This window comes from Methylobacterium sp. AC832, assembly GCF_979256025.1.
Genome location: NZ_CEEDMV010000001.1, coordinates 1,318,351 through 1,344,094, shown reverse-complemented (window position 1 = coordinate 1,344,094; position 25,744 = coordinate 1,318,351). Strand labels below are relative to the sequence as shown.

The window sequence follows — 25,744 nt, the reverse complement described above, 5'->3', positions numbered from 1 at the left end:
GGAATCGTTCTGAGACACCCTTATGAACCGTGCCTGATCGTTTGGCTAATGCATCGTCGCAAAGGCTGCGATAGACAGAGCCTATGAACGTATCGGGTCTGTCCCTCCGGGATCTGGAATATGCCGTCGCCGTCGCCGAGGAGAATCACTTCGGACGGGCGGCCGAACGCTGCAATGTGAGCCAGCCCACACTCAGCGTGCAGGTCCGCAAGCTCGAAGAGGCCTTGGGCCTCGTTCTCTTCGAACGTGGCAACCGGCGGGTGATGCTGACTCCGGCGGGTCAGAGCATCGTCCGCCAGGCCCGCACGGTGCTGGCCGAGGCGCAGCGGCTGCTGGCTCTGGCGAGCGAAGGGCGCGGCGCGCCCCTTACCGGACGCCTGGTCCTGGCCGCCATCCAGACCCTGGGGCCGTATCTGTTTCCCCTTGTGCTGAGAACATTGCGGCAGGAATTTCCCATTCTGTCCCTGGCATTGAGTGAGGCGAAGACGGCGGAGATCCTGGAGGGGCTGCGCGACGGCAGGGTCGACGCCGCCTTGATCTCCCTGCCGATCCCCACGTCCGGTCTCACCGTCTCGCCGCTGTTCATCGAGCCGTTCCTGCTCGCTTGTCCCGCCGACCATGCCCTCGCCCAGGGCGGGGCGTTGCGGGCGACGGACATCGCCGGGCCGGACCTCCTTCTCCTCGACGAGGGTAATTGCCTTCGCGATCAGGCCGTCGCCGCGTGCGGGGCCGGCTCCGCGGCGGGTCGCCATGCCACCTCGCTCGAAACTCTGCGCTCGATGGTGGCCGCCGGCGCCGGCTACACCCTGCTGCCCGCTCTTGCGGTGCCGGCTGGGGCCGATGCCAGCGGCCTCACCGTCACGCGTGGCTTCGATCTCGACGGGCCGGGCCGGACCATCGCTCTGGCCTGGCGCTCCAGCGACCCGCGCGCCAGCGGCCTTGCGCATTTGGCGAGCTTCTTCAGGGCGCACGCGCCCGCAGGGACAACGGCGTTTCGCGACGATGCCCCGGCGGGTCGTGACAGCGTCGCCGAACCGGTGTAGCGCCGGCTGCCTTCCATAGAATGGTCCCCCGTGCTCAGCCCGCGCTCCCTCGGCCTCTGGACGGCGCTCGTCGCCGCCTCGGCGGTCATTGCCTACAGCCTCACCCTGGCGCAGTTTCCGGCAGCGCTCCTCCTCGGGCCGATGCTCGTCGCCATCGCTTTCGGGGTCGGCGGTGCGAGCCTGTCGTTGGCGAAACCGGGTTTCCAGGCGGCGCAGGCCATCATCGGCTGCCTCGTCGCCAAATCCGTGACCGCCGACATCGTCGGTACACTTCTCGATGACGGGCTGCTGATCCTCGCCGTGGTGTTGGTCACCGTCATGGCCGGCGCCCTTGTCGGCTGGGCGCTGACCCGCCTGCGAATCCTCCCGGGTAGTACCGCCGCCTGGGGCTCGTCCCCTGGCGGAGCCGCCGCCATGACGGCCATGGCGGAAGAATACGGCGCGGATCCGCGCCTCGTCGCCTTCATGCAATATGTCCGCGTCGCTGCCGTGGTCCTGTCGGCCTCGGTGGTTGCCCGCATCCTCACCGACACATCGATCCCGGCACAGGCCGCATCGCTGGAGGAGGCCGGTATCCTCCCTGTGCTGGTGACGCTCTCAGTCGCCGGGATCGGCGCCGTGCTGGCCCGCTTTCTGCGCCTGCCGGCGAGTGCTCTCGTCGGGCCGATGATCCTGGGCGCCGTGCTCCACGCCATGGGCCTCGTCTCGATGGCCCTGCCGGAGCCGCTCCTCGATCTCGCCTATGCTTGCATCGGCTGGTATGTCGGCCTGCGTTTCACCGCGCAGACGTTGCGCGAGACCGTCGCGGCCCTGCCGGGCATCCTCACCGCCACCCTTGCGGTCATCGCCCTTTGCGGCGGCTGGGCCTTCGGCTTGACCTTCCTGCTTCCGGTGGACTTCCTCACGGCGTTTCTCGCGACGAGCCCCGGTGGGCTCGATTCCGTGGCGATCATCGCCGTCGGCTCGAAGGCCGACGTCTCCTTCGTCCTGGCGGTGCAGACCCTGCGCCTGTTCGTCGTCCTGATCACCGGGCCGCTTCTGGCCAAGTGGATCGCGCGCGGCGCTCCGGCGGATCGCTGAAAGCATGCGCGCGCTCTACTTCGCCTTCCTCAATTCCTGGCGCGGGCTCGTCTTCGGCGCCCGGACCGAACGGGCCTTGCGCCTGGAGCTCGTCCTGTTGGTGATCGGCGTTCCGGCGGCCCTTCTGCTCGGCGGAACGCTCTGGATCCGCGTGGCACTCCTGGCCAGCCTGCTCCTCATGCTGGCGGCCGAATTTCTGAATACGGCGATCGAGAAACTCTGCGACCACCTCCACCCGGACCACCATGCGCGGATCGGCGTGGTGAAGGATCTCGCATCCGCCGGGGCCTTCATGGCGCAGGCCGTGGCGGCCCTGGTGTGGCTGGCAGCCCTGGTCGACAGGTTCTTTTAAAGTCGACCCTCGTTCGCCATCTCCGCTACGGGCGGCGCCTTGTCCCACCGGGCCGGTGGATCGCCCCTCGCTTCTTCGTCGCCTCGGGCGTATCCCGAGGCACACCCGACATCGATTCTGAACCACCGACGGAGCACGCGTCTCCTTGACCGACTATATCCGCAAGATCCTCACCGCCCGCGTCTACGACGTCGCCATCGAGAGTCCGCTCGATCCGATGCCGCGCATGTCCGCGCGCCTGGGGCGCCCGATTCTGCTCAAGCGCGAGGATCTGCAGCCGGTCTTCTCGTTCAAGCTGCGCGGTGCTTACAACAAGATGTCCGGCCTCTCCTCCGAAGTCCTGGCGCGCGGGGTCGTCTGCGCTTCGGCCGGAAACCACGCGCAGGGCGTCGCCCTGGCGGCGGCCCGTCTCACCGTGCGCGCCGTCATCGTGATGCCGCGCACGACCCCCGCCATCAAGGTCGATGCCTGCCGCGCGCGCGGAGCCGAGGTCGTGCTGTTCGGCGATACGTTCGACGAGGCGCTCGGCCATGCCCGCCAATTGGAAGGCGAGCAGGGTCTCACGTTCCTTCACCCGTTCGACGATCCCGATGTGATCGCCGGACAGGGCACCATCGGCATGGAGATCCTGACCCAGCATTCCGGGCCTATCGAGGCGATCTTCGTGCCGGTCGGCGGCGGCGGTCTCGCCGCCGGCATCGCGACTTTCGTGAAGTACCTGCGGCCGGAGACGAAGGTCATCGGTGTCGAGCCGGACGATGCCGCCTGCATGGCGGCGGCCCTGGCCGCCGATGAGCGTGTCGTTCTGCCGACCGTGGGATTGTTCGCCGACGGTGTCGCCGTGCGCCAGGCCGGCGAGGAAACCTTCCGTCTCTGCCGCGAGCATCTCGACGGGGTCATCACCGTCGATACCGACGCCATGTGCGCGGCAGTCAAGGACATCTTCGACGACACCCGCGCCGTCTCCGAGCCGTCCGGAGCCCTGGCTCTGGCCGGTGCCAAGGTCTATGCGGCGCGCGAGGGCGGCTCGGCGGGGACGCTGGTGGCGATCTCCTCCGGGGCCAACCTCAACTTCGATCGCCTGCGCCACATCGCCGAGCGTGCCGAGATCGGCGAACAGCGCGAGGCGCTCCTCGGCGTGACGATCCCTGAGCAAGCAGGCTCCTATCGCGCTTTCATCCGCCATCTCGGCCCGCGTGCGATCACCGAGTTCAACTACCGCTACGCGCCCTCCGCCGAGGCGCAGATCTTCGTGGGCATCAACTTGCCCGGCGGAATCCCCGAGAAGCGCGACCTCATCGCCGGCCTCAGGGCCGACGGCTACAGCGTGGTCGATCTCAGCGACAACGAGATGGCCAAAGTGCATATCCGCTACATGGTCGGCGGTCGCTCGACCGAACTCACCGACGAGCGCATCTACCGCTTCCAGTTCCCGGAGCGTCCGGGTGCCCTCCTGCGATTCCTCGACGGTTTGGCGGACGGGTTCAACATCACCCTATTCCACTATCGTAACCACGGCGCCGATTACGGCCGGGTGCTCGCTGGAATCAGCGTTCCCCGAGAAGAGCGCCAGCGCTTCGATACCGCCCTGGACGATCTCGGATACCCGTATGTGGATGAAACGGACAATCTCGCCTACCGCCTGTTCCTGGCGACGGGAGAGATTGCCCGGTCGGAACTCGAAGTTTCCGATCGTACTTCTGGCTAATGAAGGCGCTGCAATTTTCGGTTGAAGCGCGGTCGCGCGGACACGCTTCAATGAGGGAAAGGCGTCGAGGCCTCGGATGAAAGATTTTTTTTATGTTTGCCTTGGCGTCCTTCCACGTAAGCCAAGGGCATGCCGAAGCAGCATTCCTCGGCCGTGAAAATTACGCAGTCCCCACTCTAAGGAACACTTTCTAAATTTGTCATAGGATAATTTGCGCCCTAGTTTTCCCAGGGGCCTACTTCCTTATGTCCATAGCCAGCAGTCTCAACGTCCGCCTTCCCGTGATGATCGTCGGTCTGGCAATGGTCAGTACTGCCCTCATGGGCAGCCTGAGCTGGTATTCGGCTAGGTCCGGATTGACATCCGCCGTGCAGGAGCGACTGGAATTCGCCGCTACGGCTCGTAAGACCGGGCTGGAACTGATCGCCGACCGCGCCCGCGGCGATCTGATCGCCACTGCTGGCAACAATCAGGTCTCCAGCAATGTCGGCGATCTGGTCGAAGCCCTCGATCCCAATAAGGCCGATTATGCCAGCCTCGTTCAGGCCTTCACCAGCCCGACGACCGTGCAGGAACGCATGGCCGTCGAGGGTACGGGCACGATGTATGGCCGACGCCACGCCAAGGTTCAGGAAGTCGCCCGCAAACTCCTAGAGCGTCCCGGCTATGCCGACCTTCTCTTCGTCGATGAGGAGGGGCGTATTGTCTACACCACGACGAAGGGCGCGGATTTCACCCATAGCCTCGCGGAGCCGGACCTGCAGAAATCCGGTCTTGCCAAGCTGATCGAGCGCCTGAAGACCGCCGAGCCCGACAGTGTTCTATCGCAGGACTTCGCCGCCTATCCCACCGATTCCGGTCCCTCCGCCTTCCTGGGACGTGGCATCTACCGTCGCGCCAACGTCGCCATGGGAACCGGCCAGGCCGCCTCGCGGATCGGCTTCCTCGTGCTGCGCGTGACGCCCGCCCTCTTCGACGCTTCGCTGTCCGAACGGAACGGCCTGGGCGATACGGGACAGGTCATGGCAGTCGGTTCCGATGGGCTGCTGCGTGGTAACCCACCCCTGAACTCTGCCGTGAAGGCGGGCATGCCCGTCACGATGGCCGGGCTTGACGCCGAGAGCCTGAAATCCGGCAAGCCCTTCGTCTACGGCAGCGGCGACAAAGCCCGCCTGGCCGCCACCGCCTCGATCTCGATGCTGGGTTCGCCCTGGACGATCGTCGCCGAGCAGGCCCAGAGCGAGGCGCTGCATTCCGTGAACAGCCTGACGAAATCGCTGCTCATGTCGGCTCTCGCGGTTCTCGCCGCCACGGCTCTTCTCGGCCTGCTCTTCGCCCGCAGCATCGTCCGGCCCCTCGGCGCCCTCGCCCGTGCCCTCCAGGCCTTGGCCCGTCGTGAGACCCTCGACGAGGTCCCTGGCAGCCGTCGTGCCGACGAGATCGGCGAGATCGCCCGCGCCGTCGTCACCATCCGCGACATTTCTCTGGAAGACGCTGCCCAGCAGCTTCAAACCACCGAGGCCTCCCGCATGCGCGCCGAGATCGAGCGCCGCGCCCTGCTCAACGAACTCGCCGACAATTTCGAGCGCTCCGTCGGCCGCATCGTGGATGGCGTGTCGTCCGCCTCGGCGAGCCTGCATGATGCGTCGAACAGCATGACCATGACCGTTGACGGCACGGTCAGCCGTTCGACCTCTGTCGCTGCTACCGCCCACCAGACTGCCGGCAACGTCAACGCGGTGGCCGCGGCCGCCGAGGAACTCGGCGCCACGGTGCAGGAGATCGGCCGTCAGGTCGAGCAGGCCGCCGATATGTCGCGCTCCGCCGTCGAGGAGGCGAGCCGTACCGCGGAGACCATGCGCACGCTGTCGGTTGCCGCGACGCGCATCGGTGACGTGGTCGGCATGGTCCAGCAGATCGCTTCGCAGACCAACCTGTTGGCCCTCAACGCGACCATCGAAGCCGCGCGTGCGGGCGAAGCCGGACGCGGGTTCGCCGTCGTGGCGGCCGAGGTGAAGAGCCTCGCCGAGCAGACCTCCCGTGCCACGGCCGAGATCCACCAGCAGGTGGAGGCGATCCAGGGCGCGACCAACGGCGCATCGGGCGCGATCCAGGGCATCGTCTCGCGGATCGAGAGCATGAGCATGGTGACCAGCAGCATCGCTGCGGCGGTCGAGGAGCAGAGCCTCACCACCCAGGAGATTGTCCGCAACATGGGGCAGGCTTCGGCCGGGACCGGCGCGATGACCACGGACATCGAGGAGGTCGCCCGCTCGGCGGCCGAGGCCGGCACCTCCGCCGGCCGGGTCCTGGTAGCCTCGGAAGACCTGTCGACACAGTCCGACAGCCTGCGTTCGGAAGTCGGTCAATTCCTCGCGACGGTGCGGGCCGCCTGACCCATCATGGGCCTCCCGCGTCGACCGAGGGTTGACGCGGGAGGCCCGGAACGTCCACAGCCGGCCCCATTCCTGGAGGCCAGCCGATGCCGCCGTTGCTCGCCCTGCCCTTTCCCGCCATCGATCCGGTGGCGGTGGCGATCGGCCCGATCACGATCAAGTGGTACGCCCTGTCCTACATTGCCGGCCTCGTCGGCGGCTGGTTCTATGCCCGCCGGCTGGTGGCGGCGGACCGGTTCTGGGGTGTCGTGCGGCGGCCGAGCCTCAACGACATCGACGACCTCATTGTCTGGGTCGCCCTCGGCGTCGTCCTCGGCGGCCGCATCGGCTACGTCCTGTTCTACAATTTGCCGCTTTATCTCAATGATCCCCTCGAGATCCTGGCGATCCGCAACGGCGGCATGTCGTTCCACGGCGGCTTTCTCGGCGCGGTGCTGGCGATGGTGCTGTTCGCCCGATCGCGAAAACTGTCGCCCTATACCCTTCTCGATCTCGCCGCCGTCGTCGTTCCCATCGGCCTGTTCTTCGGCCGCATCGCCAATTTCGTGAATGGCGAATTGTGGGGGCGGATCGCGCCGGATTTCGCCTACGCGGTCGTGTTTCCCTCCGGCGGCCCGCTGGCGCGGCATCCCAGCCAGCTTTATGAGGCGGCCACGGAAGGCGCCCTCCTCTTCGTGGTGATGGCGTTGGCCGTCCGTCGCTTCGGTTTCCGTAAGCCAGGTCTCCTCGGCGGGATCTTCGTCCTCGGCTACGCCCTCGCCCGCACGTTCTGCGAATTCTTTCGCGAACCCGACCGGCAACTCGGATACCTCTTCGGGACCGGGGACTGGCGCTATGGCGGCATCACCATGGGGATGCTGCTCTGCGTGCCCATGGCGCTGATCGGCCTCACCTACATCGCCCTCGCGCTCCGCGGCGTGACGCGGCCGCGCCGGCCCGTCGAGGAGACGGTGCGGGCTGATACGGCATGACCACGCCGCTCTTCGTCGAGATTCGCGACGAGATCGTCGAGGCGGGGCCGATGAGCCTCGCCCGCTACATGGCCCTCTGCCTCGGCCACCCGATCCATGGCTATTACCGCACCCGCGATCCCCTCGGCGCGCGCGGCGATTTCGTGACGGCCCCCGAGATCAGTCAGATGTTCGGCGAGCTGATCGGGATCTGGATCGCCGTCACCTGGGCCTCCATGGGAGGGCCGAGCGATCTCGTCCTGACTGAACTCGGCCCCGGGCGCGGTACGTTGATGGCCGATGCCCTGCGGGCGCTGGGTCGGGCGGCGCCGGATTTCCAGCCCGCCGTCCATCTCGTGGAGACGAGCCCCCTGCTTCGGGCGGCACAGGCCTCCCGCCTCGGAGCCGTGTCTCCGACCTGGCACGATGGGATCGAGACCCTGCCCGAAGGGCCGATGATCGTGGTTGCCAACGAATTCTTCGATGCGCTCCCCGTTCGCCAGTTCCAGCGTACGGAACGCGGCTGGTGTGAGCGTCTCGTCGGCCTTTCGCCGGATGGCGGTCGTCTCACGTTCGGTCTTGCCGCCGAGCCCGATCGCGAGATCAGCGCACAGGCGCCGGTCGGCGTGCTGATGACCGTTCCAGCACCGGCCCTCGGCATCTCGCGAAATCTCAGCCGCCGGATCGTTGCCCAGGGCGGCGCGCTGCTGGCCATCGATTACGGGCATGCCCGACCCGGATTTGGCGATTCGTTCCAAGCGGTATCGGCTCACCGCTTCGCCGATCCCCTGCTGTGTCCCGGTGAGGCGGATCTGACGACCCATGTCGATTTCGCCGCCCTCGGCCGAGCGGCCAGGGGTGAAGGCGCCCGTATCGACGGTCCGCTGGACCAGGGAGCGTTCCTCCTGAACCTGGGACTGCGCCAACGCGCCGATCGCCTGAAAGTCGGGGCGAGCCGTGCGCAGGCCGACGCGCTCGATACCGCGTTTCATCGGCTCACGGCATCGGGAAAACGAGGCATGGGCAGCCTGTTCCAGGCCATTGGGATCGCCGATCCAAGACTGCCCGTTCTCAGCGGTTTCAACCCGGCCTAACTACGATCTCGGCGGTCTGCGACGACGCTCGGGGCACGGGCGATGCGGTCGCGCAGGTCCTGCACCTACCCAGGATCTCTCGAAGACTTCGAACAGATGCGGCCGGAGGTGGAGGTGGTCATCGCGCCTATCCGTGCCACTCGAACAGCTTCGCTCTATCGAGCCGAACCTCCTCCGGCTCGGATTGCCGAACATTGGCGTTGGGCCTTGTCCGGCCGAGGATTTGCCGAGATGACGCCTGACGCATAAGAACATTCGCCACACCGGGCGATGAAGCGAGGGCCAAGCGCATGAAGGTTGTCGATCTCGATCGGGAAACGGTCAAACGCGGGCTCGACGACGGTTCGATCCTGCTCATCGATGTGCGGGAGCCGCACGAATATTCGGCCGGGCATATTCCGGGTTCGGTCACTCACCCGCTATCGACCTTCGACACGCAAGCGTTGTCGGCCCTCATCTCCGAGGACGGGCGCCGCCCGGTGTTTTCGTGCGCGGCCGGTGTCCGTTCGGTTCATGCCTTGGCCGCCGCGCAATCCGCCGGGATCCCGGTGGAGGAGCATTATGTCGGCGGGTTCAAGGACTGGTATCGTGCCGGCGAAACGGTCGAGTCCTGAACATCCGGTGTCCGAAGTCGGGCCGGTCGGCGGTTCGGCGATTATTCCACGCCTCAATCCCATCGCTCCACGGGCTATGTGCGGCAGCGCACGACATCGCGGGAACGGTGCCTTTAGCTCGCTGGGCGCAGGGAAAAGCAACATGATCAAGCGTCCGCTCTCCGGATGGTCGTCCGCGATCCTCCTGTCCGCAGCATTTCTAGCCTTCGCATCTCCGGTCTCCGCGCAGGCGCCCGGTGGGCCGCCTCCCAAAGTCACCACGGCCAAGCCGGTGGTGCGTGAGATCGTCGAAACCGACATGTATACCGGGCGGTTCGATCCGGTAGAGATCGTCGACGTCCGGGCGCGGGTCACCGGTTATCTCGAGAAGGTCAACTTCGTGGATGGCGCGACGGTGAAGAAGGGCGACCTGCTCTTCGTCATCGACCGCCGCCCTTACAAGGCTGCCCTCGACCAGGCCAAGGCCGCCCTCACCTCCGCGCAGGCCGGGCTGACCTTCTCGCAGACTGACCTCGAACGCGCTCAGACCTTGAGCCGCTCGGGCAACATCTCAGAGCAGGTGACGGATCAGCGCCGTCAGGCGTCGCAGACGGCACAAGCCAATGTCGACAGCGCCGATGCCCAGCTTCGACAGGCTCAGCTCAATTACGACTTCACCGAAGTCCGCGCCCCGATCTCTGGCCGGATCAGTCAGCGCCTCGTCACCGAGGGCAACATTGTCATCACCGATCAGACCCAGCTGACGACCATCGTCTCCCTGGACCCGATCTATTTCGGCTTCACCGTCGATGAGCGCTCGTTCCTGAAATACCAGGGCAGCCTCGGCATAGGCATGGGCCAGACCCAGAAGGGCAAGGGCGTTCCGATCCTGATCGCCTTGACCAACGAGACCAAGCCCACCCGCAAGGGCACGCTCGACTTCGTGGATAACCGGGTCGACAACGCCACCGGTACGGTGCTGCTGCGCGCCACGGTCGAGAACCCGGACGGCTTCATCAAGCCGGGCCTGTTCGGCATCGTTTCGCTGCCGGCGACGAAGCCGTTCCAGGGTATCCTGCTCCCCGACGAGGCCATCTCGGCGAACCAGGACAAGCGCATCGTCTACATAGTGGCCGACGATGGTTCTGTGAGCACCCGCGACGTGAAGCTCGGGCCGAAGGTCGATGGATACCGCGTGATCCGCGAAGGCTTGAAGGGCGACGAGAACGTCGTCGTCAACGGCCTGTCCCGCGTCCGCCCCGGCGCCAAGGTGACGGCAGAGGCGAGCACGCTGCCGCCGAGCCGCAGCTGACGCGACCCCATTCTAGACCGGGCCCGCTCGTTTCCGCCTTCCGTTTCAGGGGCGTGACATCAGGCGGGCTCGTGACGGCGAACGAAGAAACATTCCCGCAGAGGTTGCCCAGGGCTCCTATGCGGCGAGAGGTTTGACCGATGCGCTTTGCCCACTTCTTCGTCGATCGGCCGATCTTCGCGTCGGTGACGTCGATCATCTTCCTGATCCTCGGCTACGTCTCCTACGAGTCGCTGCCCGTCGCGCAATATCCCGAGATCGTTCCGCCGACCGTCGTCGTGCGCGCCTCCTACCCGGGCGCCAATGCCGAGACGGTTGCGGCGACGATCGCGACGCCGATCGAGCAGGAGGTGAACGGCGTCGACAACATGCTCTACATGACGTCGTTGTCGACCAATGACGGCAACATGCAGCTGACCGTCACCTTCAAGGTCGGCACCAACCTCGATATCGCCAACGTGCTGGTGCAGAACCGCCTTTCGGTGGCGCAGCCGCGTCTTCCGCCGGACGTGCGCAACCTCGGCGTCACGGTGCGTAAGTCGTCGCCCGATCTGATGATGGTCGTGCACCTGCTCTCGCCCGACAACACCTACGACCAGAACTACCTCTCGAACTACATCTACCTGCGGATCCGCGACGAACTGCTGCGCCTCGATGGCGTCGGCGACATCACCGTGTTCGGCGGCAGCGAATACGCGCTCCGCATCTGGCTCGATCCGAACAAGCTGTCCGCCTACGGGCTCTCGACCACCGACGTCATCTCGGCCCTGCAGGAGCAGAACGTCCAGGTCGCTTCCGGCGCCCTCGGCGCCCCGCCCGCGCCGAAGGACAACGCCTTCCAGCTCGTCGTCCAGTCCCAGGGCCGCTTCCAGACCCCGGAGGAGTTCACCGAGGTCATCGTCAAGGCCAGCGACGGCCGCCTCGTGCGCGTAAAGGACATTGCCCGCACCGAGATGGGCCAGAAGGACTACACCACGCAGTCCTTCCTGAACGGGACCCCCGCCGTCGGCGTCGGCGTGTTCCAGCGTCCGGGGACGAACGCACTCGAAGCCGCCTCGCAGGTGCGGGCGACGATGGAGACGATCAAGAAGAGCTTCCCGCCGGGGGTCGAGTACCGCATCGCCTACAACCCCACGGAGTTCATCGAAGAATCGGTCCACGAGGTCTACAAGACCCTGTTCGAAGCCGTGGCCCTCGTGGTCGTCGTGGTCATCGTCTTCCTGCAGAGCTGGCGCACGGCGCTGATCCCCGTGATCGCGATCCCGGTCTCGCTCATCGGCACCTTCGCCGCCATGCAGGCCTTCGGCTTCTCCATCAACAACCTGACCCTGTTCGGGCTCGTTCTCGCCATCGGCATCGTCGTCGACGACGCGATCGTCGTGGTGGAGAATGTCGAGCGCAACATGGCCGAGGGACTCTCGCCCGGAGACGCCGCGCACAAGACCATGGACGAAGTGGGCGGCGCGGTACTCGCCATCGCCCTCGTCCTGTCGGCGGTGTTCATTCCGACAGCGTTCATCCCGGGTATTTCCGGCCAGTTCTACAAGCAGTTCGCGTTGACCATCGCGGCCTCGACCATCATCTCGATGTTCAACTCGCTGACGCTGTCACCGGCGCTCTGCAAGCTGCTGCTGAAGCCCCACCACGAACATGCCAAGCCGAAATTCTTCCTGACGCGGTTCTTCGGCTGGCTCGCCGACTTGTTCAATCGGGGCTTCGACAAGCTCTCGCATTGGTATGCAGCTACGATCGGCTTCCTGACCGGACGCATGATCGGCTTGCTCGGTATGATGGTGGTGTATGCCGCGATCATCGCCGGAACGCTGCATGTGGCCACCACGACGCCCACCGGCTTCATCCCGCAGCAGGACCAGGGCTACCTCATCGGCGTCGTCCAGCTGCCGGCGGGCTCGGCTCTGGAGCGCACCACCGCCGTGGTGCGGCGGGCCGCCGACATGGCCCTGAAGGTCGACGGCGTCGCCGATGCCGTCATCATCTCGGGCTTCGACGGGGCGACCTTCACCAACACCACCAACGGCGCCGTGATGTTCCTGGTCCTGAAGGGGGCAAAGGAGCGTGCCACGACGGGTAGGACGGCGGCGGCCATCACCGGCGACGTGTTCAAGGCCACGGCCTCGATCCAAGAGGCCCGCGTCCTGTTCATTCCGCCGCCGCCCGTCCGAGGCCTCGGTACCGGCGGTGGCTTCAAGATGCAGATCGAGAGCCGCCAGAACTCGGCCATCGCTCCGCTGCTGGCCGCCACGAACGAGATTCTCGGTCAGGCGAACCAGAGCAACGACGTCCAGCGCGTGTTCACCACCTTCGGCAACGACACACCTCAGCTCTTCATCGACATCGATCGCACGATGGCGCGGATGCTGAACGTGCCGCTCGCCTCGGTCTTCGCCACGCTGCAGACCAATCTCGGCGGTGCCTACGTCAACGACTTCAACACGTTCGGCCGTATCTATCAGGTGCGTGCCCAGGCCGACGCGGCCTTCCGCCTGGAGAAGGGCGATATCGAGCGGCTGAAGGTGCGTTCCTCCACCGGCGCCCTGGTGCCGATGGGAACCCTCGCTTCGATCCGCGAGATCAGCGGGCCGCAGATCGTCCAGCGGTTCAACCTGTTCTACTCGGTGCCGATCCAGGGCGATGCCAAGCCCGGCGTGTCGACCGGCCAGGCGCTCGCAGCGATGGAGAAGATCGCTCAGTCCCTGCCGGAAGGCTACGCCTACGACTGGACCGAGATCGCCTTCCAGCAGAAGGCGACGGGCAACACCGCGATCTACGTCTTCGGTCTCGGCGTGCTCCTCGTCTTCCTGGTGCTCGCGGCGCAGTACGAATCCTGGGCGCTGCCGCTGGCGATCATCCTCGTCGTGCCGACAGGTGTGCTCTCGGCTCTGGGCGCGGTGCAGTTCAGGGGGCAGGACAACAACATCCTGACCCAGATCGGGCTGATCGTGCTCATCGGTCTGGCGGCGAAGAACGCAATCCTGATCGTGGAATTCGCCCACCAGCTCGAGGAGACGGAGAAGAAGGGGCCGGTCGCCGCCGCGGTGGAAGCCTGCCGCCTGCGCCTGCGCCCGATCCTGATGACGGCCTTCGCCTTCATCCTCGGTACGGTCCCCCTCGTCATCGCCACCGGCCCCGGCGCGGAGATGCGTCAGGCTCTCGGAACCGCCGTCTGTTTCGGTATGATCGGCGCGACGTTCTTCGGGCTGTTCCTAACCCCGGTCTTCTATGTGGCGATCCGCAACATACTGATCTGGTTCGCCAAGAAGCGTGGCAAGGATCCGCACGACACCACCCCCGACAAGCACGATCCCCACGCGACGCCGTCGCACGCGTGAAGACGACAAGGTCCGGCGCATGAAGCTCTGCGCTGGACTCGCGGAAAAGGGGTTGCACGGGAAGGACCGTGAAGCTAAGACCCCTCAGCCCGTTACAGGGCGTCGAAGCGGAGCGCAGCCCAGTCAGCGCGTTGGTCCTCGGACCAAGGACTGGATCGGTGTCTTTCGCAGTCGATCGATAGTCAGGACGGTTCTTGACGGAGTATAGCGCAGCCCGGTAGCGCACCTGTCTGGGGGACAGGGGGTCGCAGGTTCAAGTCCTGCTACTCCGACCATTAAAACACGGTGACATTGGCCTTCGAGCTTATGTCGTCCGTCCTGACGGAAAGGCCGGGGTGCGCAGCCCCGGCCTTTTTCGTTTGCCTGAGAATTCCGGATTTCGGTATCGACTCCGGATGCATCGCGATACGGCCGAATCGATATCAGACGCCGATCGGGCTGCGGGGACGGCTGCGCTCACGGCGAGGTCCGGTGTACCGAGCCTCAGGCCGTCACCCTGCTGAAGGTCGCACCGATGGTCTCCTCGCCGCGCCATACCACGCGGCAAACTTCCATCCCCGCGACACAGGAGGAGTACAGGATGAACGTGTCAGGGACCTGGATGGCTTCCGGGAGGGTGAGGCGCACACCGGAGGCGGATATGTCGTAGACGATGCAGGGGATCGTCGTGTGTTCGTCTATGGCGATCAGGCCAGCCTCGTCCTTGCGGAGCCGCTCATCGATCCGACGCTCTCTCATACAAACCTCGCCATTTGCGCCTTCGAGGATGGGTGAGCGCCTGCGAAGGAAAGGCGAGCGCGATGGATCAAATACGATGCATCGCGGCTCAATCCCGTGTTTTCCGGCCCGTCAGAAGAAGATCGGCCGCGCCGCCGCGTGATGTTCGGCGAGGATCGCGCCCGTCGCCGGGTCGATTTCTTTCAGCACCGCGTCGTAGCCCCAGAGATCCGCCAGATGCTGCAGGACGCGTCTGGCATCGTCGGCCTGGAGCGTGATGCGGTTCAGCGCCTTGTGATGGACGATGAGGCGGCGGTTGCCCTCCAGGTCGACATCCACCACCTCGATATCGGGATCGAGCCAGGCGACGTCGTATTGTCGTGCGAAGGATCGGCGTAGCTTGCGGTAACCGCGCTCGTCATGGATCGCCTCGACGCGCAGTTCGGCTTCGTCGGGATCGTCGACGACGTGGAACAGGCGCATGTCGCGCATGAGCTTTGGGCTGAGGAACTGCGCGATGAAGCTCTCATCCCGATAATTCGCCCAGATGTCGCGCAGGGTCGCCATCGCGTCACCCGTGCCGGCGATCTCGGGGAACCAATGCCGGTCTTCCTCCGTCGGCTGCTCCACAATGCGGGCGATGTCCTGCATCATCGCGAAGCCGATGGCGTAGGGATTGTGCCCGCCATAGCCGCGCTCGTTGTAGTTCGGCTGGCGAATGACGTTGGTGTGCGACTGCAGGAATTCGAGATAGGCGGCTTCGTTGATGAGCCCCTTCTCCGACAGCGAGGTCATGATCCGATAGTGGCAATAGGTGGCGCAGCCCTCGTTCATCACCTTGGTCTGGCGCTGGGGATAGAAATACTGCGCCACGAGACGGACGATGCGCAGGATCTCGCGCTGCCAGGGCCGGAGCCTGGGGGCGGCCTTCTCGAGAAAATAGAGCAGGTTCTCCTGCGGTAGCTCCAGCAGCGCCTTGCGGCGCTCCAGGGCCGCATCCGGTCTGGCTCCGGCGGTCTTTTGCGGGAGGGTTCGCCAGAGATCGTTGTAGATCTGTTCGCCATGCTCAGCCCGCTCCCGCTCGCGACGTTGCTCGGAGGCGAGGTCGGGCCGTTTCTTGCGGGGATAGCGATGGATGCCCTGGCTCATCAGCGCATGCGCGGCGTCCAGCACTTGCTCCACGGCATGGTGGCCGTAGCGCTCCTCGCATCGGGAGATGAAGCCCTTCGCGAAGTCGAGGTAATCGAGGATACCCTCGGCATCGGTCCATTGCTTGAACAGGTAATTGTTCTTGAAGAAGTGGTTATGGCCGAAGGCGGCATGCGCGATCACCAGCGTCTGCATCGTCGCCGTGTTCTCCTCCATGATGTAGGAGATGCACGGATCGGAATTGATGACGATCTCGTAGGCGAGCCCCATCATCCCCCGCCGGTAACCGGCCTCGTGCTGGGCGAAATGCTTGCCGAAGGACCAGTGCTTGTAGAACAGCGGCATGCCGATGGAGGCATAGGCGTCGAGCATCTGCTCGGCGGTGATGATCTCGATCTGGTTCGGGTACCAGGACAGGCCGAGTTCCCGCGCCTCGGCCTCGCACGCGTCATGAATGCGGCGGATGGTGTCGAAATCCCAGTCGTTCCCGCTGAACAGGGGTGTCTGGCGGCCCGAGATCGTTTGGGGAAGCGTGAGTGTCATGCGTGGTCCCGATCTATGCGTCGGTATAGTCCGTCCGCCTCATCGCTGAAGACCGAGAGGCCGGAACAGGTCTTCCCTCCTCCGTAGCGGGACGAGGGTCGCGCGCGAGAGCGCCGCTCACCCCTCCGCCTCCGCCCGGGCGTCCTTTCGCCCGAACAGGTCGCGGAAGACGGGGTAGATGTCGCGGCGGTGGTTGACCTTGCGCATGGCGATGGCGCCGCCCGATTTGGCTAGCCCCTCATAGGTGCGCCAAAGGGTGGTGCGGTGCTCCACGAAGCCGGCGCGAGGACCGTTCTCGTCGCCGACTTCGAGATAGGCGAAGTGCTGACAGGCGGGCAGGATATGCGCCCGCAGCAATTCGGTGGCAGTCGGCCCGTCGCTGGAGACGTTGTCGCCGTCAGAGGCCTGCGCGGCGTAGATGTTCCAGTCATCCGGGCTGTAGCGCTCGGTGATGACCCGCTTCATCTCCACCAGGGCCGAAGAGACCAGCGTCCCGCCGGTCTCGCGCGAGCCGAAGAACGTTTCTTCGTCCACCTCCGTCGCCTTGTCGGTATGGCGGATGAAGACGATCTCCACGTGGCGGTAGCGCCGCGTGAGGAAGATGTGCAGCAGGATGTAGAAGCGCTTGGCCAGATCCTTCATGTGCTCGGTCATCGAACCGGACACATCCATCAGGCAGAACATGACCGCCTGAGCGATGGGGCGCGGATAAGGCTCGAAGCGGCGGTAGCGAAGATCGATCGGGTCGACATAGGGAATGCGCCGGGTGCGCTCGCGCAGGGCTTCGAGGGCGAGCTTCATGTCCGGCAGAAGCGGGTCGGTCCCGTGGGCGTCGGCGATCCGCGCCTCGAGTTCCGCGATCTCGTTCGGCTTCGGCCGCTTGAGAGCGATGCGGCGCGACATGGAATTGCGCAGGGTGCGCGTCAGGGCGAGGTTGGCGGGCGAGCCGGACACCGTATAGCCCGCCCGACGCAGTCCCTCGGTTTCCACCACGGAGAGGCGGCGCTTGGCGAGGTCGGGGAGTTCCAAGTCTTCGAGGAAGAGTTCGAGGAACTCATCCCGCGTCAGCACGAAGTTGAAGGCGTCCTCGCTGTTCTCGGAGCCCTCACCGCCCTCCCCCGAGCCCTTTCCGCCGCCGCCGCCGGGGGGACGCTCGATCCGGTCTCCCTCCACGTAGGTCTTGTTGCCGGGAAGAATGTAATCCTGAAATCCGGTGCCGGATTGCCGGCTGAGTCTCGGTTCGCGAACGCCGTCGCCCGGAACCGTGACGCGGCCATCCTTGCCGAGATCTTTGATGTCCTTCTCGCGGGCCGATTCTCGCACGGCACGTTGGGCCATGTCTTTGACCCGGCGCAGGAAGCGCTGACGGTTCGCGAGGCTCTTGCCTCCTGGATTCAATCGACGGTCGACGATGTGCATCCGGTGTTTTCGCCCTCGCCTTCAAGACTCTGGCAGTTCGCTGGTCGTGGCGGGCGGACATCGATGATGCCCGCCCGTCTGTCCGTCGCGACGGGACGCGCTCGTAAAGCTAGCCCGCCTGTTTCACCCTCATGTACCATTCGACCAGCCGTCGGACCTGCCTTTCGGTGTAGCCGCGCGCCACCATGCGGTCGACGAACTCGCCATGCTTCTTCTCGGTGTCGCCGTCCTTCTTCGAACCAAAGGAGATCACCGGAAGCAGTTCCTCCACCTGGCTGAACATCCGGCGCTCGATCACCTCCCGCAGCTTCTCGTAGGAGGTCCATGACGGGTTGCGTCCGCCATGCTGGGCCCGCGAGCGAAGGGCGAACTTCACCACCTCGTTGCGGAAATCCTTGGGATTCGCGATGCCGGCCGGCTTTTCGATCTTGGTGAGCTCCTGGTTCAGAAGTTCACGATTGAGGAGCTGCCCGGTCTCGGAATCCTTGAAGTCCTGGTCCTCGATCCACGCATCGGCGTAGTCGATGTAACGGTCGAACAGGTTCTGGCCGTAATCGTGGTAGGATTCGAGATAGGCTTTCTGGATCTCGTGGCCGATGAACTCGGCATAACGCGGCGCTAGTTCGGTCTTGATGAATTCGAGGTAGCGCTTCTCCGTCTCCGGCGGCAATTGTTCGCGGCGCAAGGCCTGTTCGAGCACGTACATGAGGTGCACGGGATCGGCGGAAACCTCGGTGGTGTCGTGGTTGAACGTCGCCGCCATCACCTTGAAGGCGAAGCGCGTGGAGATGCCGTCCATGCCCTCGTCGACGCCTGCCGAATCCTTGTATTCCTGCATGGAACGGGCGCGGGGATCGACCTCGCGCAGGGATTCGCCGTCATAGACGCGCATCTTCGAGAAGGCGTTGGAATTCGCGTGTTCGCGCAGGCGCGAGAGCACGGAGAAGCGTGCCAGCATCTCCAGCGTGCCGGGAGCGCAGGCCGCGTCCGCCAGTTCGGAGCCCGAGACCAGCTTCTCGTAGATCCGCTGCTCTTCCGTCACCCGCAGGCAGTACGGCACCTTGATCACGTAGATGCGGTCGATGAAGGCTTCGTTGTTCTTGTTGGTCTTGAAGGTCTGCCACTCGGACTCGTTCGAGTGCGCCAGGATGATCCCGGTGAAGGGGATCGCGCCGATATTTTCGGTCCCGACGTAATTGCCCTCCTGCGTCGCCGTGAGCAGCGGGTGCAGCATCTTGATGGGCGCCTTGAACATCTCGACGAATTCGAGAACGCCCTGGTTCGCCCGGTTGAGGCCGCCCGAGTAGGAATAGGCATCGGGGTCGGCCTGGGACAGCGTCTCCAGGCGGCGGATATCCACCTTACCAACGAGGCTTGAGATGTCCTGATTGTTCTCGTCGCCGGGCTCGGTCTTGGCGATGCCGATCTGGCGCAGGCGTGAGGGCCGGACCTTGATGACCTTGAACTGCGAGATATCGCCGTTGAACTCGTCGAGGCGCTTCAGAGCCCAGGGGCTCATCAGCCCGGTGAGACGGCGGCGGGGAATGCCGTAGCGCTCCTGGATCTCGGCCCCCAGCACTTCGGGGTCGAAGAGGCCGAGGGGGCTTTCGAAGACGGGCGAGACCTCGTTACCGGCCTTGAGCACATAGATGGGGTGGACCTCCATCAGCGCCTTCAGCCGCTCGGCCAAAGACGACTTGCCGCCACCCACCGGGCCGAGCAGGTAGAGGATCTGCTTGCGCTCCTCCAAACCTTGCGCGGCGTGCCGGAAGAACGAGACGATCCGCTCGATCGTCTCCTCCATGCCGTAGAATTCAGAGAAGGCAGGGTAGATCCGGATCGTCCGGTTCATGAACACCCGGCCGAGGCGGGCATCCTTGGACGTATCGATGAATTCCGGTTTGCCGATCGCATCGAGGATGCGTTCGGCCGCTGTCGCATACATCAGGGGTTCGTCGCGGCAGGCCTCGAGAAATTCGGAGAGGCTCATCTCCGTGTCGCGGCGTGCTTCGTAACCCCGGGTAAAGCTCTGGAACAGGTCGTTCGTCGATGGCATTGGCATCCCGATCCCTTCACGACTGACGTAGCTTCATCCTGTCTCGGCTAGGATGCAACTGACAGGCCCAGTTTTGTCGCAGTGCGGTCGCGACGGCAATTGAGCGTGGGAAGCTTGCCACAGTGCGGAGTCCGGCGGCGTGGATACAGGCCGCCGGACGCGTCATGCCTGAATGGTCTCAGGCTAGGCTCACAGGTCGGTGGCGCCCTTCTTGCTCTCGTCACCGCCCTTTGTGGCCGAACCGCCGACGGTGATGTTGATCGTCTGGGTCGTGGTCTTCCCATCCGCCTTCTTCACCTCGACCACGACTTCGTCGGTTCCGGTGAACCCGTCCTTGCTCTGGTAGAAGACGCCCGTCGCGGCGGTCTTCTTGTTCGGGCATTTGTGGCTCGACGGGGTCGTGACGCTGCCGGTCTTGGTGATGAGCGATCCATTCTTGGGCGACGTGCTGATGCGGATCTCGGGCATCGAGCCCGGCTTGCAATCGTCCTTCAGGTTCGAGGCGATGAGAATGCGGACGCTCTTGCCGGGTGCCGCGGTCTCAGAGCGGGTCGCGGTGTCCTGGGCGATAGCCGGGACGCTGGCCAGGGCGAGAAACAAGCCTGCTGCGAGAGAGGTCTTCGATTTGACGGCGTACATCGGGCGGTCTCCGGTGATGCCTGGCGACCTTATGGGACGAAAAAAGTGCGACCGCCGTGGCCGGATGCATGTGGGAAGGCGCCTGCCCGCCGTCGAGGGCACCGGAACGTTTCCTTCGCGAGCAGGGGTCCGCACGCTCTCGGACACAAACGATCCATCAGGTGCAAAACGTCCCTCGCGCCGACCCCGATGGACGTCTCAGGAGTGAGCCGAAGGATCCGACGGGTCGCGGAGATGCCGTAGAGCATCCCGGCACGCGTAAAGGTCGTCCAGCACTGCCCTCAGAGCCTGTCGATCGAGGCTCTGGCGCTCGTCGCCGGCGAGATGGCTGACCGCTTCGTCCTCTGCCTCAGAATCCCCGGCGTCCAGATCGCGCTGGCTCGGCGCCGCCACCTCCGCTTCGCCTCGGCCGACCGATTGCACGAAGCGGATGCCATTCTCCTTAAGGACACGCTGGGCACCACGGATCGTGTAGCCCTGGTCGTGAAGCAGGCGGCGGATGCCCTTGATCAGGTCGACGTCTTCGGGCCGATAGTAGCGCCGACCGCCGGCACGCTTGACCGGCCTGACCTGGGTGAACTTGGTTTCCCAGAACCGAAGGACGTGCTGCGGAACGTCGATATCGTCGGCGACTTCGCTGATGGTGCGGAAGGCGCCGGGGCGCTTCTCCACGGTGTCGCGGTGATCCATCAGGCCGGGGATGCTCGCCTCGAAGGAGCCGTCCCTGCCGGAGGTCGGATCGGTCGGAACCTTGGCTGCCAGCGGCATGATGGACCTCAATCGTCGTCCTGTTCCGCAACGCCGTTCACGCCGTTGATCCGGGCCTTGAGCACGTTGGAGGGTTTGAACACCATCACCTGGCGCGGCTCGATGGCAACCTCGACGCCGGTCTTGGGGTTGCGGCCGACGCGCCGGCCTTTGCCGCGAACGACGAAGGAACCGAACGAGGACAGCTTCACCGTTTCACCGGATGCGAGGCAGCTGCAGATTTCCGACAACACGGTCTCGACGAGAGCCGCGGATTCCGTCCGCGACAGGCCGACCTGCTGATAGACGGCCTCGCTCAGATCGGCGCGTGTGACCGTCTTCCCTGCCATGCGTCATTCCCCAAACGAATCGTATTTTCTAACGTATCTCTATGATCGGACACGCTAATCTTCGTTTGCCCCGCGGTCAACCACGCGTCCGATCCAAAGCTTGGCCATGCCATGGAAGCGTGGCGCGCCCTACCAACGGATGAGTGAGGCGCCCCAGGTGAAACCACCGCCGATGGCTTCGATCATCACGAGATCGCGGCGCTTGATCCGACCGTCCTTGCGGGCCGCATCGAGGGCGAGCGGGATGGAGGCCGCCGAGGTGTTGCCGTGCTGGTCGACAGTGAGGACGACCTTGCTCCGGTCGATGCCGAGCTTGTCGGCGGAGGCTTCGATGATGCGCCGGTTGGCTTGATGCGGCACGAACCATGTCAGGTCGTCCGCGCTCGTCCCCGTGGCGGCGAACGCGTCGGCGATGACATCCGTCACCGAGCCTACCGCGAAGCGGAAGACCTCCTTGCCTTCCATCCGCAGGTGGCCGGTCGTGCCGGTGGAGCCGGGGCCGCCATCGACGTAGAGCTTCTCCCGGTGCCGTCCATCGGACCGCAGGTGGCTGGTGAGTACGCCACGATCGTCACTCGTCCCTTCGCCGTCCTGGGCTTCGAGCACGATCGCCCCTGCCCCATCGCCGAACAGCACGCAGGTCGTGCGGTCTTCCCAATCGAGGATTCGCGAAAAAGTCTCGGCGCCGACCACGAGCGCGCGTTTCACGCTCCCGGAGGCAATGAACTTGTCGGCGGTGGCGACGCCGTAGACGAACCCGGCGCAGACTGCCTGGAGGTCGAAAGCGAAACCCGACCGTATCCCCAGCCCCGCCTGGATCTGGGTCGCCACGGACGGAAAGGTATGGTCCGGCGTGGACGTGGCGCAGATGACGAGGTCGATATCCTCCGGACCGAGCCCGGCGTCTTCCAGGGCAGCGGCAGCGGCCTTGATGCCCAGGGTCGATGTGGTCTCACCGGCATCGGCCAAGTAGCGCTGACGGATACCCGTGCGCTGGACGATCCATTCGTCGGAAGTGTCGACGGTCTTCGTCAACTCGTCGTTCGTCACCAGGCGAGCGGGAAGGGCCGAGCCCGTTCCCGCCACTACGGAGCGTATAACCGCCATGTCAGATCCGATCCGGCATCGACCACCTCATGCGGAGGCGGCCATGGGCGTGAGTTCGAGCATGTCGCGAATGGTCCGCATCAGGTCGTGACGCGCCATATCGTGCGCAAGATCGACGGCGGCTGCGAAACCATGGGCATCTTCCGAGCCGTGGCTCTTGATGACGATACCCTCCAGACCGAGGAAGACGCCACCGTTTGCCCGGCTCGGGTTCATCTTGTCGCGGAGTGCCTTGAAAGCCTGCCGGGCGAAAAAGTATCCGATCTTGGCCGAGAGGGTCCGGCTCATGGCCGCGCGCAGGTAGCTGCCGATCTGCTTGGCCGTGCCCTCCGCGGTCTTCAGCGCGATATTGCCGGTGAAGCCTTCGGTGACCACCACGTCCACGGTGCCCTTGCCGAGGTCGTTGCCCTCCACGAAGCCGTGATAGGTCAGGTTCGGCAGATCGCTTTCACGGAGGCGCCGGGCGGCTTCCTTCACCGCCTCGTTGCCCTTCATCTCCTCGGTCCCGACATTGAGCAGGCCCACGGTCGGCTTATCGAGATCGAACACGATCCTGGCCATGGCGGCACCCATCAGGGCCATCTCCACGAGATGCTCCGCGTCTGTGCCAATCGTCGCCCCCACATCGAGGACGACGCTCTCGCCGCGCACGGTCGGCCAGAGGCACGCGATGGCAGGGCGCTCGATACCGGCCAAGGTCTTCAGGCAGATTTTCGACATCGCCATGAGCGCACCGGTATTGCCGGCGGAGACGGCCGCATCGGCCTCCCCGTCCTTCACGGCCTGAATCGCGCGCCACATCGAGGACTTGCCTCGGCCCGAACGCACGGCTTGGCTCGGCTTCTCGTCCATGGAGATCGCCACGGTGGTATGGCGGATCTCCACGGCGCCCTTCAGGCGCGGTTCGGCCGCCACCAGCGGGGCGAGGATGGCCTCGTCCCCGAACATCAGGAACGTCATCTCGGGATGGCGCTCGCGCGCGATGGCGGCGCCGGGGACCACGGTCGTAGGACCGTGATCGCCGCCCATGGCGTCGAGCGAGATGCACACTCTTTGAGACATGTGGTTCGGCCGGAGGCCTCTTTCAGGACGGACAGACCCCTCTTGCAAAAGGGTCGACGAGACGCCCTTCGGCGAGAAGGGATGGTCGAGAGGCATGGACCCGCATGAGCGGGCCCCTCCTCGGCGCGGCGGAAAATAGCGGTTCGAGCCCGGCGGGCAAACGAAATCTCAGCTTTTCCGGAATCCGTATCGCGACTTCGGCGCCGGAACCCTGAAAATCCGTCGCTCGGGCCGAGCGTCAGGCCTCGTCGCGCTTCAACGTCTTGAGGATGGCCAGCGGCGATTCCGTCGCGTCGGTCACGGGCTCGAAGTCGATGCCGGGCTTGCGCGGATACGGATCGAGGCCAAGCGCCAGGAATTCGGCGGTGACCTGTCCGAGGTCGATCGTACCGTTGACGATCGGATCCGGGATATCGGCCTCCTCGTCTCCGGCGTCCTTTTCCGGCTCGTGATCACTGAACACGATCTCGACCGGTTCGGAGATTTCCGCCTCGAACGGCTCGAGGCTGATTGTGCAGACCTGCGTGACGAAGGCCGAGACCGTGCCGGTGATGACGAGGCGGGCGGACGTTCCGCTCCAGTGTAGCCGGCCCACGAGATCGCGGATGGCCGGAATCCGGAAATCCGCCGCCAGCGCCGCTTCTTCCTCGGGGGTCGCATCAATGACGATCCCTGCCCTGTCCCTGGGCAGGCGGTCGACCCGGAATGGCCGCGACAATGGCCCGGCCGTCGACTTTGCCGTCATGTCAGATGTCTCCTGATTGGCTGAGGGTGAGCGGGGAGGGAAAGCCCGGCCCGTACGAGACGATCCGGTCGAGGTCGCGCGCATCGAGAAGATCGACACTTCTCAGCACGTAGCGCGCGAGGCCGGCACCCGCCTCCGGTGTCTCGGTGCCGATGACGTTGCGGGCCAGGGCGGCCTTGAGGCCGTCCTCGTCCCTCGCATCCAGGGCGCCGTCGTAACCCGCCGCGCGACCGTAGAAGGCCGCACCCAGTTTCTTCATGCGCTTGGGCACGCCGAAATCGCCGACACCGAGTTCGCGCAGCGAGGAATCGAGTTGAAGGAAGACCGCGTTGACCAGATCCTGGGCGATGTCCGCCGCGGGAGCCGGCAATTGGTTCATCCGTCGCAGAACCATGATGACGTGGAGCGTCAGGCATTCGAAACGGCCCTCCACGGTGTCGGGGACGCCGAGATGGGTATAGAGCCCCGGCGCCCGCGAGGCTTCGTTGATCCGCAGATGCAACGCCTCGACGACGCTGGCGCGCGCCGAGCTTCGCTTGAAGAATCGCGAAATCATGCCGTCCACCGGAGGCGCGAGGGGTGTGGCCGAGCTTGCCTTGTCAAAACCATAACCTCGCGGTACGGCAACCGACAGCCAGGGCGCAAGCTCCACCGGAACGTCCAGGTGGAGATCTGCACCGAGCTATGACGTTCAAACGTCGTGTTGTCTCAACGGATCAAGGGTGGCTGATGTCGCGCCGTTTCGTCTCGTCGATCAGCCGTCTCGCCGTCATCGGCTTTGTCGGAGTGGGAATCTCCGGCTGCATCGGTGAGGATCTCCGGCACGGATACCAGATCGATCAAGCCGCTCTCGCCACGGTGAAGCCTGGCATGAGCGCGGAGCAGGTGCTCCAGATCCTCGGTACGCCCTCCACGGTATCCACCGTCGGCAACAAGACTTGGTACTACATCACCCAGAACTCGCGCCGCACGGTGCTGTTCCTCGGGGAACAGGTGGAGGACCAGAAGGTCACCACCGTCTATTTCAACGCCGGCTTCAAAGTGGAGCGCATCGCTCTCTACGGCCTCCAGGACGGCAAGGTGTTCGACTTCATCGAGCGCACCACGCCCACGAGCGGCGCCGATCGTGCCTTCCTCGGCCAGTTGTTCCGCGGCCTCACCCGCTACGAGCCCTTCGGTAGCGGCTCGGGCGCTAGCATTGTGCCCGGGGCCAAGAACGGCCTGTAACCCCGTTTCCTAGGGAAACGAAAAAGCCGCGCGCCCCATGGGCGCGCGGCTTTTTCATGTCGATTCTGACTGTGGCGCGATGACGTCCTATACGAAGTCCCGGTG

General features: G+C 65.0%; 22 protein-coding genes and 1 tRNA gene. 12 read left to right on the top strand and 11 right to left on the bottom strand.

From position 1 onward, the window contains the following. The first annotated feature begins 83 nt into the window (after nucleotides 1-83). From AC0IXR_RS06240 to AC0IXR_RS06190, 11 genes are all read left to right on the top strand, one after another. Nucleotides 84-1,043: a LysR substrate-binding domain-containing protein gene (locus tag AC0IXR_RS06240; protein ID WP_056429935.1), complete on the top strand. Its 960-nt coding sequence runs from the start codon at nucleotides 84-86 to the stop codon at nucleotides 1,041-1,043. 30 nt (nucleotides 1,044-1,073) lie between these two features. After that, nucleotides 1,074-2,123 carry an AbrB family transcriptional regulator gene (locus AC0IXR_RS06235; RefSeq protein ID WP_471760085.1) on the top strand — a complete coding sequence of 350 codons (1,050 nt, stop codon included), beginning with the start codon at nucleotides 1,074-1,076 and terminating at the stop codon, nucleotides 2,121-2,123. A 4-nt stretch (nucleotides 2,124-2,127) separates the two neighbouring features. After that, nucleotides 2,128-2,475, top strand: coding sequence for a diacylglycerol kinase (locus tag AC0IXR_RS06230; RefSeq protein WP_471760084.1), 348 nt, complete (start codon nucleotides 2,128-2,130; stop codon nucleotides 2,473-2,475). Between the two features lie 145 nt (nucleotides 2,476-2,620). Further along, nucleotides 2,621-4,183, top strand: a complete 1,563-nt coding sequence (gene ilvA, locus AC0IXR_RS06225; protein WP_471760083.1) for a threonine ammonia-lyase, biosynthetic — start codon at nucleotides 2,621-2,623, stop codon at nucleotides 4,181-4,183. A 245-nt stretch (nucleotides 4,184-4,428) separates the two neighbouring features. Next, entirely contained in the window at nucleotides 4,429-6,579 is a 2,151-nt protein-coding gene (locus tag AC0IXR_RS06220; RefSeq protein WP_471760082.1) for a methyl-accepting chemotaxis protein, read from the top strand. Nucleotides 6,580-6,665: 86 nt separating this feature from the next. Further along, nucleotides 6,666-7,550 carry a prolipoprotein diacylglyceryl transferase gene (gene lgt, locus AC0IXR_RS06215; protein WP_471760081.1) on the top strand — a complete coding sequence of 295 codons (885 nt, stop codon included), beginning with the start codon at nucleotides 6,666-6,668 and terminating at the stop codon, nucleotides 7,548-7,550. Next, nucleotides 7,547-8,623, top strand: coding sequence for a class I SAM-dependent methyltransferase (locus AC0IXR_RS06210; protein ID WP_471760080.1), 1,077 nt, complete (start codon nucleotides 7,547-7,549; stop codon nucleotides 8,621-8,623). Before lgt ends, AC0IXR_RS06210 begins: the two co-directional genes overlap by 4 nt. Nucleotides 8,624-8,913: 290 nt before the next feature. Continuing rightward, entirely contained in the window at nucleotides 8,914-9,237 is a 324-nt protein-coding gene (locus AC0IXR_RS06205; protein ID WP_311275384.1) for a rhodanese-like domain-containing protein, read from the top strand. A 142-nt stretch (nucleotides 9,238-9,379) separates the two neighbouring features. After that, nucleotides 9,380-10,528: an efflux RND transporter periplasmic adaptor subunit gene (locus AC0IXR_RS06200; protein ID WP_461235612.1), complete on the top strand. Its 1,149-nt coding sequence runs from the start codon at nucleotides 9,380-9,382 to the stop codon at nucleotides 10,526-10,528. A gap of 140 nt (nucleotides 10,529-10,668) precedes the next feature. Then, entirely contained in the window at nucleotides 10,669-13,878 is a 3,210-nt protein-coding gene (locus tag AC0IXR_RS06195; protein ID WP_056429910.1) for an efflux RND transporter permease subunit, read from the top strand. A 198-nt stretch (nucleotides 13,879-14,076) separates the two neighbouring features. Beyond that, nucleotides 14,077-14,153 (top strand) — tRNA-Pro (locus tag AC0IXR_RS06190). A gap of 208 nt (nucleotides 14,154-14,361) precedes the next feature. Here the strand turns inward: AC0IXR_RS06190 and AC0IXR_RS06185 are convergent. From AC0IXR_RS06185 to AC0IXR_RS06135, 11 genes are all read right to left on the bottom strand, one after another. Continuing rightward, nucleotides 14,362-14,616 (bottom strand): hypothetical protein, encoded by a 255-nt coding sequence (locus tag AC0IXR_RS06185; protein WP_056429907.1) that lies wholly within the window; start codon nucleotides 14,614-14,616, stop codon nucleotides 14,362-14,364. Between the two features lie 111 nt (nucleotides 14,617-14,727). After that, nucleotides 14,728-16,287, bottom strand: coding sequence for a SpoVR family protein (locus tag AC0IXR_RS06180; protein WP_471760078.1), 1,560 nt, complete (start codon nucleotides 16,285-16,287; stop codon nucleotides 14,728-14,730). Nucleotides 16,288-16,404: 117 nt separating this feature from the next. Next, a complete protein-coding gene (locus AC0IXR_RS06175) occupies nucleotides 16,405-17,706 on the bottom strand; it encodes a YeaH/YhbH family protein (protein ID WP_471760077.1) in 1,302 nt (433 codons plus the stop codon). 109 nt (nucleotides 17,707-17,815) lie between these two features. Continuing rightward, complete coding sequence (locus tag AC0IXR_RS06170) at nucleotides 17,816-19,768, bottom strand: PrkA family serine protein kinase (RefSeq protein ID WP_471760076.1); 1,953 nt, start codon at nucleotides 19,766-19,768, stop codon at nucleotides 17,816-17,818. Between the two features lie 183 nt (nucleotides 19,769-19,951). Then, complete coding sequence (locus AC0IXR_RS06165) at nucleotides 19,952-20,401, bottom strand: hypothetical protein (RefSeq protein WP_056429894.1); 450 nt, start codon at nucleotides 20,399-20,401, stop codon at nucleotides 19,952-19,954. A gap of 198 nt (nucleotides 20,402-20,599) precedes the next feature. Continuing rightward, nucleotides 20,600-21,091 (bottom strand): MerR family transcriptional regulator, encoded by a 492-nt coding sequence (locus tag AC0IXR_RS06160; RefSeq protein ID WP_056430493.1) that lies wholly within the window; start codon nucleotides 21,089-21,091, stop codon nucleotides 20,600-20,602. An 86-nt stretch (nucleotides 21,092-21,177) separates the two neighbouring features. Further along, nucleotides 21,178-21,498, bottom strand: coding sequence for an integration host factor subunit alpha (locus tag AC0IXR_RS06155; protein ID WP_056429891.1), 321 nt, complete (start codon nucleotides 21,496-21,498; stop codon nucleotides 21,178-21,180). A 129-nt stretch (nucleotides 21,499-21,627) separates the two neighbouring features. Beyond that, complete coding sequence (locus AC0IXR_RS06150) at nucleotides 21,628-22,605, bottom strand: beta-ketoacyl-ACP synthase III (protein ID WP_056429888.1); 978 nt, start codon at nucleotides 22,603-22,605, stop codon at nucleotides 21,628-21,630. A gap of 27 nt (nucleotides 22,606-22,632) precedes the next feature. Continuing rightward, nucleotides 22,633-23,667, bottom strand: a complete 1,035-nt coding sequence (gene plsX / locus AC0IXR_RS06145) for a phosphate acyltransferase PlsX (protein WP_056255658.1) — start codon at nucleotides 23,665-23,667, stop codon at nucleotides 22,633-22,635. A gap of 238 nt (nucleotides 23,668-23,905) precedes the next feature. After that, nucleotides 23,906-24,412, bottom strand: a complete 507-nt coding sequence (locus tag AC0IXR_RS06140; protein WP_056429883.1) for a YceD family protein — start codon at nucleotides 24,410-24,412, stop codon at nucleotides 23,906-23,908. Between the two features lies 1 nt (nucleotide 24,413). Then, nucleotides 24,414-24,968, bottom strand: coding sequence for a ubiquinol-cytochrome C chaperone family protein (locus AC0IXR_RS06135; protein WP_311275387.1), 555 nt, complete (start codon nucleotides 24,966-24,968; stop codon nucleotides 24,414-24,416). A gap of 173 nt (nucleotides 24,969-25,141) precedes the next feature. On the opposite strand from AC0IXR_RS06135, the gene AC0IXR_RS06130 reads away from it, so the two are divergent. Further along, nucleotides 25,142-25,639: an outer membrane protein assembly factor BamE gene (locus AC0IXR_RS06130; protein WP_471760075.1), complete on the top strand. Its 498-nt coding sequence runs from the start codon at nucleotides 25,142-25,144 to the stop codon at nucleotides 25,637-25,639. The last annotated feature ends 105 nt before the right edge of the window (nucleotides 25,640-25,744 follow it).